General features: G+C 63.7%; 4 protein-coding genes (1 of these 4 only partly in view). All 4 read right to left on the bottom strand.

Annotation, left to right across the window (positions count from 1 at the left end):
• Positions 1–116: 116 nt before the first annotated feature.
• A complete protein-coding gene (locus tag QMX91_RS05760) occupies positions 117–488 on the bottom strand; it encodes a hypothetical protein (protein WP_282412391.1) in 372 nt (123 codons plus the stop codon).
• An 818-nt stretch (positions 489–1,306) separates the two neighbouring features.
• The gene (locus tag QMX91_RS05755; protein WP_135295543.1) at positions 1,307–3,265 is read right to left on the bottom strand and encodes a MacB family efflux pump subunit; all 1,959 of its coding nucleotides are present in this window, start codon (positions 3,263–3,265) and stop codon (positions 1,307–1,309) included.
• Positions 3,266–3,267: 2 nt separating this feature from the next.
• Positions 3,268–4,416, bottom strand: a complete 1,149-nt coding sequence (macA, locus tag QMX91_RS05750) for a macrolide transporter subunit MacA (protein ID WP_096797354.1) — start codon at positions 4,414–4,416, stop codon at positions 3,268–3,270.
• A 66-nt stretch (positions 4,417–4,482) separates the two neighbouring features.
• On the bottom strand, positions 4,483–19,487 hold the 3' portion of the coding sequence (locus QMX91_RS05745) for a non-ribosomal peptide synthase/polyketide synthase (RefSeq protein WP_282412390.1). The gene runs 2,839 nt beyond the window's last position; the window shows 15,005 of its 17,844 coding nt (coding positions 2,840–17,844); the start codon falls outside the window, past its right edge; its stop codon occupies positions 4,483–4,485.

Here is a 19,487-nt window from a genome sequence, read left to right as displayed (position 1 = left end):
CTTTGAATGGATGACGACCTGTAGGAGCTGCCGCAGGCTGCGATCTTTTGATGTTGCTTTTTAAAAACAAGATCAAAAGATCGCAGCCTGCGGCAGCTCCTACAGGGGCCGCGTGATTAGTTCGGGATGCGGCGGCCGTCCAGTACCCGGTTGACCATCAGTTCACTGAGCATGATCACCTGATGCAGCATCAGCATGGCCCGGCGCTGTGGGTTATCGACGGTGTCGCCGATATCACGGGCCATGTCGCTGGCGGCGGCTAATGATTCGCAGGCTTCGACGAGCAACGTTTCTTCGTCCACGGTGGGGTCGATGAGGAAGATTCTGTTCGCCTTGCATGACGAGGTTGAAGGGACCGAGATCTTCAGTGCGCCGGGGTGGAGGTAGAAATTGATGGCGCGATCGGTTGCCGCTTTTATCTTCTGCGGGTCGAGGGCCGGGTCGTACGGGATCGAGGTGTCCGGGGGGTTGGGTGTGGCTTTGAACATGGATGAAGCTCCTGCTTAGCAAAAGTAAGGAGCCATCACTCTCGCTACCAAACGAGGGTGGCGGCCATACGCGGGTTGGTAGACCGGTCTAAGCAGGAAAACCCGGCGCTCCCGAAGGAGCCCCACGCATGGCCACCATAAAAAATCGAGTCCCCCTGAAAAGGGACTGCATATGGTGTCGCCATCACACTTAGAAACGGGCTACCAAACCCGATCACTGTTTTGCAGTGACAGGGAAACGATATAGCCCGGCCCATAGCCGTGTAAGCCGGCGGATTCTGGCGTACGCGTAGGTAACGGCGCAAGGCGTTGTAGCCGCTATGGCGTAACGGTTCGTGTACTTTAAACGTGGTTGCGGGGTTATGTTTATGTGCGGGGTTTGCTCTGTTGTTTTGATGTTGTCTGGCAAGCCGCTTTCGCGAGCAAGCTCGCTCCCACAGTTGGAATGAGTGCATTCAGTGGGAGGGTGATCGTCTTGTAGGCCGCCATCGCTGGCAAGCCAGCTCCCACAATTTGACCGAGTGTATTCAGTTGGGGATTGGTCGACTGTGAGGCCGCTTTCGCGAGCAAGCCCGCTCCCACAGTTGGAATGAGTGCATTCAGGTGGGAGTTGGTCGGCGGGTAGGCCGCCATCGCTGGCAAGCCAGCTCCCACAGTTGGAATGAGTGCATTCAGTTGGGAGGTTGGTCGGCGGGTAGGCCGTCATCGCTGGCAAGCCAGCTCCCACAGTTGGAAAGCGAAAAACAGGGACGGGTTCATGACCCGTCCCTTTCGATTTTTGCACTTCAGGCACGAGCCCGGCCAATCAGCTTCGGCAATCAGTCCCGCGCCAGCGCCTCGATCGGATCGAGGCGCGATGCATTGCGCGCGGGGACGAAGCCGAAGACGATGCCGATCAGCGTCGAGCAGATCACCGCCGTCAGCACCGAGGCCATGGAGAACACCATCTCCCATTCCTTGATGAACAGCGAAAACAGATGGCCGATGGCATACGACAGGGAAATGCCGATGGCCCCGCCGAGCAAGCAGACCATCACCGCCTCCACCAGAAACTGCTGACGGATGTCCGACTGCCGTGCGCCGACCGCCATGCGAATGCCGATCTCGCGGGTACGCTCGGTGACCGACACCAGCATGATGTTCATCACGCCGATGCCGCCGACCACCAGCGAAATCACCGCGATCAGCGACAGCAGCAAGGCCAGCGAGCGGCTGGTTTTCTGCACGGTCTGCATCACGCTGTCGAGGTTGTTGGTGTAGAAGTCCTTGATGCCGTGGCGTTGCAGCATCAATTGGGTGACGTGATTTTCCACCACTTTGCTCGACTGGCCGTCCTTGATCCGTACGCTGATGCTGTCGAGAAAACGTTGGCCCAGGATACGGCCGGCGGCGGTTTCGTAGGGCACCCAGACGTTGAGAGTCTTGCCGGAGGCAAACAGGTTTTTGTTCTCGGCCGCCACGCCGATCACCGTGCACGGCAGGTTGCCGATCAGGATCACCTGGCCCAGCGGATCGACGCCCTCGGCGAACAGCCGATGCCGGGTGTTGTAGTCGATCACCACCACCTGCGCCTGACGCCGGGCGTCGGTTTCGCTGAAGGTGATGCCCGCCTCCAGTTTGATTCCGCGAACCTGGAAATACTGATCACTGACACCGTTGATCTGCGCATCGAGGTCGATGTTGCGATAACGCAGAAGCATGCTGCGACCGACCACCGGGGTGGCGCTGTCGACGTAATACAGTTGATTCAGCGCGGTGACGTCGGCCGGCACCAGTGTCTCGATCGACGCGGCGCGTTTGTCGCCGAAACTGCTGCCGGAATAGATATCGATGGTGTTGCTGCCGATCGCCGAAATGTCCTTGAGCACGTAGTTTTTCGCGCCCTCGCCGATCGCCGAAATCGACACCACCGAGGTGATGCCGATGACGATCCCGAGCATGGTCAACAAGGTGCGCATGCGGTGCGAAATCAGCGCCACCCAGGCCATGTTGAACGCTTCCTTGAACAGCCCGAGGCTGGCGACCAAACGGCGTGTCGCCGGTGGTTTGGGCGGCACCTCCTCTTCGTCCGACAGTTGCCCGGTGTCGCGCTGGTTGCGCCGGTCGCTGAGGATTTCACCGTCGCTGACTTCGATGATGCGTTCGGCGTTGGCCGCGACTTTCGGGTCGTGGGTCACCAGAATCACCGTGTGCCCGGCCGCGTGCAGCTCCAGCAGGATGCGCATCACTTCCTTGCCGCTGGCGGTGTCGAGGGCGCCGGTGGGTTCGTCGGCGAGAATCACTTCACCGCCATTCATCAAGGCCCGGGCGATACTCACCCGCTGCTGCTGACCGCCGGAGAGCTGACTCGGACGGTGCGTCAGGTGCCCGTCGAGACCCAGACGCGCCAGCAGCTCGCGGGCGCGGGCGTGGCGTTGCGGCGCGGGGATGCCGGCGTAGATCGCCGGCATCTCGACGTTGTGCATCGCGCTCAGGTGCGGCAGCAAGTGATAGCGCTGGAAGATGAAACCGAAGTAATCGCGGCGCAGCTCGGCCAGCGCCTGATCATCGAGGTCGCGGGTTTCCTGGCCATTGATCTTGTAGCTGCCAGCGGTGGCGTAATCGAGGCAGCCGAGGATGTTCATCAGGGTTGACTTGCCGGAACCGGAGGCGCCGATGATCGCCACCATTTCTCCGGCATTGATCGTCAGGTTGATGTCCTTCAGCGCGAGAAATTCGCGGTCGCCGGCAGTGAAACTGCGGGTGATGCCAGTCAGTTGCAGCAACGCTTGCGTCATGCTCAAGCCCCCGCCACGGCGGGCAACGGATCACCGATCACCACCCGCTCGCCTTCGCTGAGGCCCTGATTGATCTGCACTTTGACGTTGTTGTTGATCCCGGTCTGCACGTTGCGCGACTGCGCCTGGCCCTTGGCATCGAGCACCCGCACCGGAAAGCTGCCATCGGCGTTGCGTGGCCCAAGCGCGGCCACCGGCACGGTCAGCACCGATTGCGCGGTATCGAGGACGATGCGCACTTGCGCGGTCATCGAGATGCGCAAGCGATGGTCGGGATTGGGCACCTCGAACAGCGCGTTATAGAACACTGCGGTGTTTTGTTTTGGGGTGCCGGCCGGCGGCGTTTCGAGGAAGTTCTGCGGCGCCGGCTCAGTGCCGCGCAGCTTGCCGTAATAGCGTTTGTCTTCGCCGAGAATGGTGAAATACACCTGCTGCCCCGGCGCGATATGAATCACGTCGGCTTCCGACACTTGGGCCTTGATGGTCATGGTGTCCAGATCCGCCAGTTTCAGCAGGATCGGCGCCAACTGGTTAGCAATCACGGTCTGGCCTTCCTGGGTGACGATGCCGACCACGTCGCCGTCGATCGGCGCGACGATCCGCGTATACGCGAGGTTGACCTTGGCGGTGTCGATCTGGATGTGCGCGCTCTTGATCTGCGCATCCAGCGACAGCAGATTGGCCTGCTGCACCTCGTAGTCCGATTGCGCGGTTTCGAAGTCCTGACGCGAGATCGACGCATCTTCCTGCAGGTTCTGATAGCGCTGGTAAATCGCTTTGGTCTGCTTGAGCTGGGCTTGCGTGGCGCGCTTTTGCGCCTGCAGGTTTTCCTCATCGACCTGCGCCTGCCGCAGGGTGTTCTGCAGCACCAACGGATCGATCTCGGCCAGCCACTGGCCCTTCTTCACCTTGTCGCCCACCTTGACCTTGAGCGACTTCAACTGCCCCGACACCTGGGCACCGACGTCCACCTGCTTGACGCCCTCCAGCAAACCGGTGGCGAGCACAGTGTTTTCGATATCCGAGCGTTCGACCGGGGCGGTCTGGTATTTCGGCGCTTCGGCCGGTGCCTGCACCGTGTACAGCACCAACCCGGCCACCGCCGCCAACGCCAACCCCATACCGACTTTGCGCAACTTCGACTTTTCCATAAATAACCACAAGTCCGTTCAGGGATGAACCCGGCCAGTGGCCGGGTCTTGATAGAAAAACAACACTCAGGACAGCACTTCGCCGACCGCCAGCGACAGACCGTCATGCCACCACGCAGCGAAACTGAAGACGTTGGGCGCCTTGAGAATCGTGAAGTGGTTGCCCGGCCCGTACCACACCGCCAGATCGCTGACCTGCCGCTGCCAGCCTTCGAGCATCGCCGCCTGTTCGCGCTGATTGCCCCACTCGTCCAGCGTCGGGTCATCGACCAGCACCAGCCGCACCGGCCCGGTGTAGGCCAGACGCGGTTGATAGACCGTGCGCAAGGCGCTGGCGAATGTGCGTACCGGGCCGTGTATCGCGTCCGGCGCCGCGCGCTCCGACAACACCCCGGCGCGCACCATGCCGTCGTGCAGCAGACGCAGTTGCGTGGTGTCGTCGGCGTTGGCGAAGGTCGCAGGATCGATGCCCAGCGATTTGCCACAGGACAACTGCAGGGTGTCAATCAGCCGTTGCAGCGCGGCAGTGGCCGTGTGCGGCTTGCCCGCCGTGCCGTCACCGCCCGGTGCCTCGCTGTCGATCAAGGTCAGCGAAGCCACCTCGCGCCCGGCCGCCTGCAACTGCGCCGCCATGGCATGCGCGACCCAGCCGCCGAACGAATGGCCGATCAGGTGCAGCGGCCCCTGCGGGTGGATCTGCTCGATGGCTTGCAGGTAGAACGCGGCAGCGGCTTCGACCGCGCTGTGCGGCACACTGATGCCGTCCAGCCCGCGCGGTTGCAGGCCGATGATCGGCCATTCCGGGCCGATGGCCTCGGTCAGGTGAATGAACCCGGTGACACTGTCACCCGCCCCCGGCACACAGAAAATCGGCGCATGCCCCGGCTGCCCGGTCTGAATCGTCAGCAGCGGTTGATACAGCGCCGGTTCCGGCGTCACCAGGGTTTCCAGCGCCTGGGTAATGGCCTGGCCGAGCGCTTGGATGTGCGGGTGCTTCATCATGGTCCGGTGGTCGCCGGGGATGTCGATGCAGCGCAGCAAGCCAATGTCGAAGCGCTCTTCCCAGCCGCGCGTCGGGCTCGGCAATGACTGGCCTTCCATCAGTTCCTGGGCACGGAACAGGTGGATCGGCTGGCTCGCCGGGCTGACCCGGTAATGCGCCAGCGCCAGACGATGCGCCGCTTCGCGATCAAAGTAATGCCAGGCTTCCACCGCACTGACCGTGGCCAGTTCTGGATCGGTCAGCTGCTGCGCCTGACAGCGCTTGAACAGCTCGGGGAAATCCAGTTGTTCGACTTGCGCTTCCAGCGCTTGCACCGCCGCCAGCGCCGTCTCGCTTCCAGCACCAAGCATCAGCGAACGCCCACGGCAATGGCCGAGCAACTGACGCTTGTCGAGGCCCTCGCCGCTCCACATTGTTTTGTCCTGGGCGAGCGGGTTTGGCGCATAGCTGTCGAGCATGCCGATGAAATCCACCGGCTCATCGAGGCCGAGCAATTGCTGCGCGACTTCATGCGCCAGCACTCCACCGAACGACCAGCCCGCCAGCCGATACGGCCCGTGAGGCTGTACCGCGCGGATGATCCCGACCATGCGCTGCGCCATGCACTCAAGCGTGCGCAATTGCGGCTGACCGAGCGTCACGCCAGGCAGGCCGTAAATCGGGAACTCGCCACCGATGTGCTGGGCCAGCGTCGGGAAGTACACGTCCCTGCCGCTGAATTCATGCAGCAGGAACAGCGGCGTACCGTGCGCCCCGGCACGCACCACGACCAGCCCGTCAGGCTGACTGACCGCCTCGCCCTGACTGAGCAGCGCGGCGGCAGACTCGATGCTCGGATGCTGGAACAGTTCGGCCAGCGACAGTGGCAGCCCGGCCCGTTGCATCAGATTGACCAGCTTCACCGCCAGCAACGAATGCCCGCCCAGTTCAAAGAAGTTGTCGTGCCGCCCGACCTGTTCGACGCCAAGCACCTCGCTCCAGATCTGCGCCAGTGCGGTTTCGACTTCACCCTGTGGCGCCACGTATGGGCGGTTGATCACCGCGTCTGCACCCGGTTCCGGCAAGGCCTTGCGGTCGATCTTGTCGTTTGGTGTCAGCGGCAAGGCGTCGAGCAACACGAACGCGCCCGGCACCATGTACTCCGGCAGACGCTCCAGCACATGGCTGCGCAACGTCTCAAGACTCGGTGCTTCTACGCCGGAACGCATGGTGTACCAGGCCACCAGACGCTCATCACGCACCATCACCACCGCCTCGCGAATCGCCGGATGTTCGATCAGCCGCGCCTCGATTTCCCCCGGCTCCAAGCGCAAGCCCCGCAGCTTGATCTGGAAGTCGTTGCGACCAAGGAATTCCAGCTCGCCGTGATTGTTGTAGCGCGCCAGATCTCCCGTACGGTAAAGGCGATCACCCGCCACAAACGGGCTGTCGATGAAGCGCTCGGCCTGCATCTCCGGCAGTCCGTGATAACCACGCGCCACGCCGACGCCGCCAATGTGCAACTCACCACTGACGCCTTGCGGCACCGGCTGACCGTACGCATCGAGCACGTACAGCCGAGTGTTGCTCAAGGCTGTGCCGATCGGCACCACGTTGTCCGGCACCGGCATATGCGGCTCCAGCGTCCAGCCCGTGCTGTCCACCGTGGTTTCAGTCGGGCCATAAACGTTGTGCAAACGCACCCACGGCAGGCGATCACGCACCTGTCGCGCCAGTACCGCACTGAGTTCACCACCACCGTTGAGCACATCGGTCAGGCTGGTGCATTGCTCGACACCGTCCTGCTCAATGAACTGCTGCAACAGCGCCGGAACGAATTTGACTACGGTGACCTGCTGCTCACGAATGGTCTGCACCACATAGGCCGAATCGCGGTTGCCGTTCGGCCGCGCCAGCACCAGACGCATCCCGGAACACAGCGGCCAGAAGATCTCCCACACCGAACTGTCGAAGCTGAACGGTGCTTTTTGCAGCAACGCACCGTGTTCGGTCGGCGGCGAAATCTGCGAACCCCAATGCACCATGTTGCAGGCGCTGCGGTGTTCGATCATCACGCCCTTCGGCAGCCCGGTAGAACCGGAGGTGTAGATCATGTACGCAAGGTTCGAGGCGCTGAGGCCCGGCACTGACGAATCGTGATCCGGCAGGTGCTGCCAGGTACTGCGGTCAAGGTCGATCACCGTGGCGACCGCGTCATCGAACAACCCGCGAGTAGCGGTCTGCACCAGCACCGCAGTCGGCGCGCTGTCCTTGAGCATGTAGGCCAGACGCTCCACCGGATACCCCGGGTCCAGCGGCACATAGGCACCACCGGCCTTGAGGATGCCGAGCAGACCGACCACCAGATCCAACCCGCGCTCGACGCAGATCGCCACCCGCGCATCCGGCTGCACACCGAGTTCGCGCAGGTGCTGGGCCAAGCGGTTGGCGCGCTGATTGAGCTCGCGGTAGGTCAGGTTGCCTTGCGCGGACTGCAGCGCGACAGCGTCCGGTTTGCGCCGCACCTGCGCTTCGAACAAGCCATGCAACGGCTGCTCCAGCGGACAATCAACGGCGCTGGCATTGAAATCGACCAGCAAACGCTGCTGCTCCTGCGGTGCCAGCAACGGCACTCGCGCAAGCACCGCCTGATCATCGTTGACCAGCGCCGCCAGCAGCCGCTGGAAGTAGCCGACAAAACGCTGCACCGTCGCTTCATCGAACAACGCCGTGGCATAGCGCAACGAACCGCGAATCCCGTCGTGGGAATCGCCAAGACTCAGCGACAGGTCGAACTTCACAAAATGGCTGTCGCCGGCCACCCCTTCCAGGGTCAGGTCGCCGAGGGTCAGGCTCGGACCGTCGTTGTTGTCCCAACTGAGCATGGTCTGGAACAACGCGCTGTGCGACAGGCTGCGGACAGGCTTGCTGATGTCCACCACTTGCTCGAACGGCAGATCCTGATGCGCCTGAGCGTCCAGAGTCTGCGCCTTGACCCGCGCCAGCAGCGCCTCGCCGCTCGGCTCACCCGAGGTGTCGATGCGCAGCGCCAGGGTGTTGACGAACATGCCGATCAGGCCTTCGATCTCGGCGCGGGTGCGGTTGGCCACCGGCGAGCCGATCACCACGTCGCTCTGCCCGGACAACCGACTGAGCAACATCGCCCAGGCGCTCATGATCACCATGTACGGCGTCACCGCGCGACGCTGACACAAGGCTTTCAAACCGGCGCTCAAGTGTTGATCGAGCAGCAGGTCGACGCGGCTGCCGGAATAGTCCTGCTGTGGCGGACGCGGACGGTCGGTGGGCAGGGTCAGCAGGGCTGGCGCGCCGGCCAGGGTCCGCTGCCAGTAATCGCTCTGACGCTGCAGCACCTCGCCACTGAGCCAGCGCCGTTGCCACACCGCGTAGTCGGTGTATTGCAGCGCCAGCGGCGGCAGCGGATCGTCTTCGCCACGGCTGAACGCTTGATACAACGCGGCCAGCTCACGGGTCAGCACGCCCATCGACCAGCCATCGGCGATGATGTGGTGCAGCGTCAGCAACAGCACATGATGATCATCAGCCAGACGCACCAGACGTCCGCGCAGCAGCGCATCATGCTGCAGATTGAAGGAGGCGCAGGCCTGCTCCTCGATCAGGCCGCGCAAGGCGTTATCAGCCTGCGGGTGCCGGCGCAGGTCTTCTACCGGCAGCAACAGACCGGTGTCGGCCGGCAGAATCCGCACCTGCGGCTGATCGTCGATCTGGCTGAAGCGGCTGCGCAAGGTTTCGTGTCGGGCGACGATGCGTGCCAGTGCCCGTTGCAGCGCGTCTTCATCCAGCCGACCGCGCAGGCGCAGACCGACCGGGATGTTGTAGGCGCTGTTGCCGCCATCCATCTGCGCCAGGAACCACAGACGTTGCTGGGCGAAGGACAGCGGCAATAGCTGATCACGCGGCGCCGGCAAAATCTCCGGCAAGGTGCTGCGCCCCGCCCGGCTCAGTACCTCGGCGACAGCGGCCAGCTCGGGGTTGGCGAACAGCTCGGCGAGTGTCAGCTCGACGCCCAACTGCTGGCGCACCTGCGACAGCATGCGCATCGCCAGCAACGAGTGCCCGCCCAGTTCGAAGAAGTTGTCGTGACGACCGACCTGTTCGAGCTGCAACAAGCCAGCCCAGATCCGCGCCAAATGGTCTTCCAGCGCCGAGATCGGCGCCACATACACCCGGCTGAGCAGCGCTGCCTGCGTCGGTGCCGGCAGCGCCTTGCGGTCGACCTTGCCGTTGTTGTTCAACGGCAGCACATCCAGTTGCACCCACGCGGTCGGCACCATGTATTCCGGCAGTCGTGCCAGCAACTGCGCGTGCAGATCGGCGCTGTCCAGGCGGCCGGCGTGCGCGGTGTAGTACGCCACCAGACGGGTGATGTCCTGACCATCGCGGCGCGCCAGTACCACGGCTTCCTTGATCCCCTGGCAGTTGAGCAGGCGGTTTTCGATTTCGCCCAACTCGATACGGAAACCGCGAATCTTCACCTGATCGTCATTGCGCCCGATGCAATCGAGCTGCCCCGGGGCCAGCCAGCGTGCGAGGTCGCCGGTGCGATACAGCAACGCACCCGGCTGCTCGCTGAACGGATCACACAGAAACTTCTCGGCGGTCAGATCGGCGCGATTCAGATAACCCAGCGCCACGCCCTGCCCGCCGATGTACAACTCGCCGGTCACGCCCATCGGCACCGGTTGCTGATGCGTGTCGAGCACATACACCTGAGTGTTGGAGATCGGCGCGCCAATCGGCACGCTCTCGGCGTTTTCCGCCACTTCACGCACTTCAAATGTCGTGGCGTAAGTGGTGGTTTCGGTCGGACCGTAGCAATGCACGATGCGCAGCGCGGGCGCCTCGGCCAGCAGTCGACGGAACGCCGCCGGATCGCCACGCTCACCACCACACAACAGAATGCGCAAGCCTTTCAGCGCCTGCGGAATCAGCTGCACATACTGGTTGAACAGCGCCGTGGTGACGAACAGCACGGTCGCCCCGGAGGCGCTCAATTCATGGCCGAACGCGTTCGGATCAAGCAAGGTCTGGTGATCGATCACCACCACACGCCCGCCGTTGAGCAGCGGTCCCCAGATGTCCATGGTGCTGGCGTCGAACGCCGGGTTGGAGGCGAACACCACGCGGTCCTGCGCATTGAAATCGGCGTAACCGTTGTTCAGCACCAGGCGGCCGATGGCGCGGTGCGGGACCATCACGCCTTTCGGCGTGCCAGTGGAACCGGAGGTGTACATGATGTACGCCAGCGACTCCGAGGACTGCGCCAGATTCGGGTTGTGCGTCGGTTGGCCGCTGAGGGTCAAGCGGTCGAGGTCGATGCGTGGCGCAGCGTAGTCGATGACTTCACTGCTGAGGGTCAGCAACGCCGCCGCGTGACAGTCCTCGACCATGAACGCCTGCCGCTCGCTTGGCGCGTTGATGTCCAGCGGCACATAGGCCGCCGCGCACTTGGCAATCGCCAGTTGCGCCACCAGCAATTCCAGCGAACGCGGCAACAGGATCGCCACGTGGTCGCCGGGCTGCACGCCGTGGCTGATCAAGTGATGCGCCAGACGGTTGGCCTGGGCGTTCAGCTCAAAGTAGCTCAGCGAATGCTCGCCATGCACCGCCGCCACCGCTTTGGGATGCGCCGCTGCCTGTTGCTGGAAAATCCCGTGTACGGTCAGCGTTTGCGGATACTCGCGCGCCGTGGCGTTGAAGTCGTACAGCAAGCGCTGACGCTCAGACTCGGCGAGTAATTGCACCCGCTCCAGGACTGTCAGCTCATCGCTGACCATCGCCGCCAGCAGGCGCTGCAAGTAGCCGACATAACGCTCGACGGTCGCTTGATCGAACAACGCCGTGGCGTATTCCAGCGAACCGCGAATCACCCCGTTGACCTCACCCAGGGTCAAAGTCAGGTCGAACTTGGCCACCCGGCCCGGCGCGGCCACCCCTTCGAGGCGCAGATCGCCCAGCGCCAGGTGCGGGCCGACGCTGCTGTCCCAGCTCAGCGTGCTCTGGAACAACGGGCTGTGCGCCAGACTGCGCGCCGGCCGGGCGATTTCCACCACGTGCTCGAACGGCAGATCCTGATGCGCCTGCGCCTCCAGCGTGCGCGCCTTGACCCGCGCCAGCAGCGTGGCAACGCTCGGTTCACCCGAGGTGTCGATGCGCAGCGCCAGGGTGTTGACGAACATGCCGATCAGGCCTTCGATCTCAGCGCGGGTGCGGTTGGCCACCGGCGAGCCGATCACCACGTCGGACTGCCCAGACAGACGACTCAGCAACAGCGACCAGGCACTCATCAGGGTCATGAACAGGGTCACGCCGTGACGCTGACTCAAGGCTCTTAGCCCGGCACTTAGTTGCTCATCCAGGCGTACTTCGACGCTGCTGCCGGCAAAGTCCTGTTGTGGCGGACGCGGACGGTCGGTGGGCAGGGTCAGCAAGGCCGGCGCGCCGTCGAGGGTCTGCTGCCAGTAATCGCTCTGCCGCTGCAGCACTTCACCGCTGAGCCAGCGCCGCTGCCACACGGCGTAGTCGCCGTATTGCAGCGCAAGTGGCGGCAATGGATCCGGCTGACCGTGACTGAAGGCCTGATACAGCGCCATCAGCTCACGGGTCAGCACACCCATCGACCAACCGTCGGCGACGATGTGATGCACGGTCAGCAACAGCACATGGTGCTCGTCGGCCAGACGTACCAGACGTCCGCGAATCAGTGGATCGTGCTGCAGATCGAAGGCCGTCGCGGCTTCCTGCGCGAGCAGCGCCTGCACGCTGGCTTCGGCCTGCGGGTCTTGGCGCAGGTCTTCAATCGGCAACAGCAGACCGCTATCGACCGGCGCAATCAGCACCTGCGCCTGATCGTCGATGCTGACGAAACGGCTGCGCAGGGTTGCGTGCCGCGCAACGATCTGCGCCAGTGCGCGTTGCAGCGCTTCGCCGTCGAGTTGCCCGCGCAGGCGCAGGCCAAGCGGAATGTTGTACGCCGAGTTGCCACCGTCCATTTGCGCGAGGAACCACAGGCGCTGCTGGGCGAAGGACAGCGGCAGCGCTTGATCCGGCGCGGCCGCGACGATCTCTGGCAGCGTGCTGCGCCCGGCGCGGGTCAGCACCTCGGCCACCGCGCTGAGATGCGGATCGGCAAACAACTCGCTCAGGGGCAGTTCGACGCCCAGACGCTGGCGCACCTGCGACAGCATGCGCATCGCCAGCAACGAATGACCGCCGAGTTCGAAGAAGTGGTCATGGCGGCCGATCTGTTCGACTTGCAGGGTCTCGGCCCAGATCTGCGCCAGCGCGGTTTCCAGTTCACCTTGCGGCGCAACGTATTCACGGGTGAACAACGCCGCAGCATCCGGTTCGGGCAAGGCTTTGCGATCAACCTTGCCGTTGTTGTTCAGCGGCAAGGCATCGAGCTGCACCCAGGCACTCGGCACCATGTATTCCGGCAATTGCGTCTGCAAATGCTCACGCAGGCCAGCCAGTTCCAGCGTGCCGTCGTGCGCGGTGTAGTAGGCCACCAGCCGCAGCGGTTCCTGACCATCGCGCCGGGCGAGCACCACCGCTTCGTTGATCCCCGGATAGCTCAGCAAACGATTTTCGATCTCACCGAGTTCGATGCGGAAACCACGGATTTTCACCTGATCGTCATTGCGCCCGATGCAATCGAGCTGCCCCGGCGCCAGCCAGCGCACGAGGTCGCCAGTGCGGTAGAGCAACGCGCCCGGACGGTCGCTGAACGGATCGGGCAGGAATTTTTCCGCCGTCAGATCGGCACGGTTCAAGTAACCGAGGGCCACGCCCTGCCCGCCGATGTACAACTCGCCGGTCACGCCCATCGGCACCGGTTGCTGATGCGCGTCGAGCACGTACACCTGCGTGTTGGAGATCGGCGCGCCAATCGGCACGCTTTCGGCGTTTTCCGCCACTTCGTGCACTTCAAACGTGGTGGCGTAAGTGGTGGTTTCGGTCGGGCCGTAGCAATGCACGATGCGCAGCTGCGGCGCCTCGGCCCGCAAGCGGCGGAAGCTTGCCGGATCGCCGCGTTCACCGCCGCACAGAACCATGCGCAAGCCTTTCAGGGCCTGCGGAATCAGTTGCACGTACTGGTTGAACAGCGCGGTGGTGACAAACAGGATTGTCGCGCCGCTGGCGCTCAATTCGCGACCGAATGCGTTCGGATCCAGCAGGGTCTGGTGATCGATCACCACCACGCGTCCGCCGTTGAGCAGCGGCCCCCAGATGTCCATGGTGCTGGCGTCGAACGCCGGGTTGGACGCAAACGCCACGCGATCCTGCGGGTTGAAATCGGCGTAGCCGTTGTTCAGCACCAGACGAGCGATGCCACGGTGCGGCACCATCACACCCTTCGGCGTACCGGTGGAACCGGAGGTGTACATGATGTACGCCAGCGCGTCCGAGCTTTGCGCCAGATTCGGATTGTGCGTCGACTGACCGCTGAGCTTGAGCCGGTCGAGGTCGATGCGCGGCGCAGCGTAGTCGATCTCTTCGCTGCTGAGTGTCAGCAACGCCACGGCGCGGCTGTCCTCAAGCATGAACGCCTGGCGCTCGCTCGGCGCGTTGATGTCCAGCGGCACATAGGCCGCTGCGCACTTGGCAATCGCCAGCTGCGCGACCAACAGCTCCCGCGAGCGCGGCAGCAGGATCGCCACATGAGCGCCCGGCTGTACGCCTTGAGCGATCAGGTAGTGGGCCAAGCGGTTGGCCCGATCATTCAAATCGCCATAACTCGACGTTTGCCCGCTATGCACCACAGCGATGGCGTGCGGATCGGCCGCCACTTGCCTTTCGAATAATGCGTGCACGGTCGGCGCACGCGGGTATTCCCGCTCGGTGGCATTGAACTCGACCAGCAATTGCCGGCGTTCGTCTGGGGCCAGGATCGACACCTGATCAACGCTCAATTGTGGTGTCTGTTCCAGTGCCTGCAGCAGGTTGCTCACCGCCCGTTGCAGGTACTCGCAGATGCGTGCGGGATTAATGCCGGGAGCGGCCAGTGCAGTGAAGGCGAAACCTTCGCCGAGGTCATCGACACTCACGCTCAACTGATAGTTGGTGTGCTCCTGGGTATTGAGCAACTGCATGCCTTGCCACGCGTTCGCCGCCTCCGGGGAAGGCGTGTCGGCAGTTGCGCTGTGGCGATAGTTGAACAGCGTGCTGAATAACGGCGTGCCGGCGGGCATACCACTGCAACGCTGGGCCAGCACCAATTGCGCATGCTCATGTTGCAGCAGCGCGTTCAACCGTTGGTGGGTGGCGAGCGCGGCTTCCTGCGCCGAGCGTTGCCCGAGATCGACCCGCAGCGGCAAGGTGTTGATGAACACCCCGAGCGCGCGCTCGGCGCCCTCGCCCGCCTGCAACCGCCCCAGCAACACAGTGCCGAACACCACTTCGTCACGCCCGGAGAGTTTTCCCAACACCTGCGCCCAGGCCAGATGCATCAGGCTCGCGGCGCTGATCCCCAGCCGTCGGGCCTTGGCCCTGACGCGCTGACTCAGATCGAGGTCGAGTACCCGTCGTGCTTCTGCGGCGTGGCCCTCGGCAATGCTGTGCAGGCTGTACGGCGCGCTCGGTTCGCTGATGTCACTGAGCATTTTGCGGAAGAACGCTTCATGCGCCTGATCACTGATTGCGCCACGGCTGTGCGCCACGTAATTGCGATACGGCACCGGTTCGGCCAGACGTTGCGGCTGGCCGCTGAGGAACGCCTGCATTTCGTGTTGCAGCACCTCCAGTGCCACATGGTCCATCACCAGGTGATGGAACAGCAACAACGCCACCACCCGCTGATTGGCTGAATCCCAGGCGTGCATCACGCGCATCAGCGGCGCCTGATTGACGGCCATGCGGTACTGCGCGGCGTCGAAGCGCCGGCGCAATTGCTCGAGTACATCGCCGTCCGTGCCATTCAGCTCCAGCGCTTCGCACGCCAGCGGCGCCTCACGCCAGACCACTTGCACCGGGTCTTGCAGCCCGTCCCAGAACAGCGAAGTGCGCAGGATGTCGTGGCGCTGGATTACGTTCTGCAAGGCTTGGGTGAAGCTGTTCAGGCGTTGCTCATCGGCAAACGCGAACTGCGCCTGCAACACATACGGATCGCCTTGGGCGGCGGACAGGTGATGAAAGAGGATGCCGGTCTGCAACGGCGCCAACGGGTAAATATCCTGCACGTTGGCCACGCCGCCGGGGATGCTGGCGACGATGCGGTAGATGCTCGGCTGGTCGAGCGCCACCAGTGGCAACAACTCGGGAGTGATGCGCGTGCAGTCCGCCGGGATGAGGTTGGCCGGGACTTCGGCTTCCGGTTCACCGCCCACGGCAGCGGCCAGCGCGGCGACGGTCGGCTGGTTGAACAGCACGCGAATGTCGGCGCTCAGGCCGGCACGGCGCATCCGCGCCACCAGATTCACCGCCAGCAGCGAGTGACCACCGAGTTCGAAGAAATGGTCGTGGCGCCCTACCCGCTCAACCTTGAGCAATTCAGCCCAGAGCTGCGCGAGCGCGGTTTCCACTTCGCCGACCGGGGCTTCGTATTCACGGGCGGTCAGCGTCGCCAGATCCGGGGCCGGCAGTGCCTTGCGGTCGAGTTTGCCGTTGGGGCTCAGCGGCAATGCATCGAGATGCACGAACACTGCAGGCACCATGTAGTCCGGCAGGTGCTCAAGCAAATGGCTGCGCAGTGTTTCGACTTCCAGCGGTGCGCCGGTGTAGTACGCGACCAGACGCTTGTCGCCCGGCACGTCTTCGCGGGCCAATACGGCGGCTTCCTGCACGCCATCGATCTGGGTCAGGCGTGCCTGGATTTCACCGAGTTCGATGCGCAGGCCACGGATCTTCACCTGATCGTCGTTGCGGCCCAGGTATTCGATATTGCCGTCCGGCAAATAGCGGGCGACGTCGCCGGTGCGGTACATCCGTCCATTACTCTGGAACGGATCATTGAGGAAGCGTTCGGCGTTCAGTTCCGGGCGATTCAGATAACCGCGCGCCACCTGCACGCCACCGATGTACAGCTCACCGACCACGCCGTGCGGCACCGGTTGTTGCTGGGCATCGAGGATGTACATGCGGGTGTTGGCGATCGGTTTGCCGATCGGCGTGTTGTCCGGGGTGCTTTCCAGCGGCCCGGCGCAGTTCCACGCGGTCACGTCCACTGCGGCCTCGGTCGGACCGTAGAGGTTGTGCAGTTGGCTGGCCGGCAGTTGCTGCTTGAAACGCCGCACCACGCTGCCCGGCAACGCTTCGCCGCTGCACATGACTTGCCGCAGACTGCTGCAACGTGCGGTGTCGGCGTGAGCGAGGAAAACGTCGAGCATCGATGGGACAAAGTGCAGCGTGGTGATGTTTTCACGCTCGATCACTTCACTGAGGTACTGCGGATCCTTGTGCCCCTCAGGTCGGGCCATGACCAATCGGGCGCCAGTCATCAACGGCCAGAAGAACTCCCATACCGAGACGTCGAAGCTGAACGGGGTCTTCTGCAACACCGTGTCGCTGGCGGTGAGTTGATAGGCGTCCTGCATCCACAGCAGGCGGTTGACTACCCCGCCGTGTTCGTTGATCACGCCTTTCGGTTGGCCGGTGGAGCCGGAGGTGTAGATCACGTAGGCGGTGTGCTGCGGGGTCAATTCAGCGAGCGAAAGGTTTTCCGTCGCCAGCGCTTGCCAATGCGGCAGATCCAGATCGATCACCGGCACGCCAACGTCACCGAGCAACAAACGCGTCGAACCCTGCACCAGCACCGCCAGCGGCGCGCTGTCCTCGAGCATGTAGGCCAGTCGTTCCAGCGGATACGCCGGGTCCAGCGGCACATAACCGCTGCCGGCCTTAAGGATCGCCAACAGCCCGACCACCATGTCCAGACCGCGTTCGACGCAGATCGCCACCCGCGCATCCGGCCCTACGCCCAAATCACGCAGGTGCCGCGCCAGTTGATTGGCTCGGGCGTTGAGTTCGGTGTAGCTCAGTTGCTGCTCACCCGCGACCACCGCTGGTGCCAGCGGCGAGCGCGCCACTTGCGCCTCGAACAAGCCGTGAATGGTCTGATCAAGGTTGTAATCGACCGCCGTGGCATTGAACTCGACCAGCAAACGCTGCTGTTCTTCCGGCGCCAGCAGCGTCGCCTGTTCCAGCAGCGCCTGATCGTTGGCGACCATCGCCTGCAACAGGCGCAGGAAGTAACCGGTGAAGCGCTCGACCGTGCTCTGGTCAAACAACGCCGTGGCGTATTCCAGCGATCCGCGAATGCTGCCGTTGGACTCATTGAGGCTCAGCGACAGGTCGAACTTGGCGAAGTGGCTCGGCTCGGCCACGCCTTCCAGCGTCAGTTCGCCGAGGGCCAGCGCCGGGCTTTCGAGGCCATCCCAACTGAGCAAGGTCTGGAACAACGGGCTGTGGGCCAGGCTGCGCACGGGCCGGGTGATTTCCACCACTTGCTCGAACGGCAGATCCTGATGCGCCTGCGCTTGCAGGGTTTGCGCCTTGACCCGCGCCAGCAGCGCTTCGACGCTCAGCTCGCCCGAGGTGTCGATGCGCAGCGCCAGGGTGTTGACGAACATGCCGATCAGGCCTTCGATCTCGGCGCGGGTGCGGTTGGCCACTGGCGAACCGATCACCACTTCCGCCTGTCCGGACAAGCGGCTGAGCAGCATCGCCCAGGCACTCATCAGCGTCATGTACAGGGTCACGCCGTGGCGCTGGCCCAAGGCTTTGAGCCCGGCGCTAAGGCGCTCGTCGAGCACGACGGCAACGCTGCTGCCGGCATAGTCCTGCTGCGCCGGGCGCAGCCGATCGGTCGGCAGCATCAGCAGCGCCGGGGCGCCGGCCAGGTTCTGTTGCCAGTATTCGCTCTGGCGTTGCAGCACCTCGCCGCTGAGCCAGCGCCGCTGCCACACCGCGTAGTCGGTGTATTGCAGCGCCAGCGGCGGCAATGGATCCGGCTGACCGTGACTGAACGCCTGATACAGCGCCATCAGTTCGCGGGTCAAAACGCCCATCGACCAACCGTCAGAGATGATGTGGTGCAGGGTCAGCAACAGCACATGGTGATCATCCGCCAACCGCACCAGTCGCCCGCGAATCAACGGATCGTCCTGCAAGTCGAACGGCCCGGAGGCTTCGCCCTGAATCAGCGCTTGCAAGGTTTCCTCGGGTTGCGGGTGCTGGCGCAGGTCCTCGACACGCAGCAGCAGACCGGTGTCCACCGGGGCAATCAGCACTTGCGCTTCGTCGTTGAATTGCGCAAAGCGACTGCGCAGGGTTTCGTGCCGGGCGACGATCCGTGCCAGTGCGCGTTGCAGCGCCGCGTCGTCGAGACGGCCACGCAGACGCAGGGCCACGGGAATGTTGTAGGCGGTGTTGGCGCCTTCCATTTGCGCGAGGAACCACAGGCGTTGCTGGGCGAACGACAGCGGCAACGCGCCGTCACGCGGGACCGGCACGATCTGCGGTTGCGCACAGCGTCCGGCCTCGCTCAGCACTGCCGCGACCGCCGCCAGTTCGGCGTTGGCAAACAGATCGCTCAGCGCCAGCTCGACACCCAGGCGCTGGCGCACTTGCGAGACCATGCGCATCGCCAGCAACGAATGCCCGCCTAGTTCGAAGAAGTGATCCTGACGCCCGACCCGCTCGACTTGCAGCACGTCGGCCCAGATCTGCGCCAGCGCGGTTTCCACCTCGCCTTCGGGCGCTGCGTACTCGCGGGTGAACAGCGCCGCCAGATCCGGCGCCGGCAAGGCCTTGCGGTCGACCTTGCCATTGGCGGTCAGCGGCAGCGCGGCGAGTTTGACGAACGCGGTCGGCACCATGTACTCCGGCAACCGGCTGAGCAATTGCGCGCGCAACTCGCCCACCGGCAGCGCTTCGACCTGCGGCTGTTCGGTGAAGTAGGCCACCAGTCGCGGCTGGCCGGGTTGATCTTCGCGGGCCAGCAGCACCGCTTCCTGAATCCCCGGCAACTGGTTGAGGCAGGTTTCGATCTCGCCCAATTCGATGCGCACGCCACGGATTTTCACCTGATCGTCGTTGCGCCCCAGGTACT

Source organism: Pseudomonas sp. PS01299 (assembly GCF_029960145.1).
Classification (GTDB): Bacteria; Pseudomonadota; Gammaproteobacteria; order Pseudomonadales; family Pseudomonadaceae; genus Aquipseudomonas; species Aquipseudomonas putida_A.
The sequence above is the reverse complement of the archived record's forward strand: the minus strand, read 5'-3'. Positions and strand labels throughout refer to the sequence as shown.

What these genes read in the sequence shown, in the direction of transcription:
- QMX91_RS05760 (WP_282412391.1), bottom strand. Translation starts at nt 488, where the DNA reads ATGTTCAAAGCCACACCCAACCCCCCGGACACCTCGATCCCGTACGAC.
- QMX91_RS05755 (WP_135295543.1), bottom strand. Translation starts at nt 3,265, where the DNA reads ATGACGCAAGCGTTGCTGCAACTGACTGGCATCACCCGCAGTTTCACT.
- macA (WP_096797354.1), bottom strand. Translation starts at nt 4,416, where the DNA reads ATGGAAAAGTCGAAGTTGCGCAAAGTCGGTATGGGGTTGGCGTTGGCG.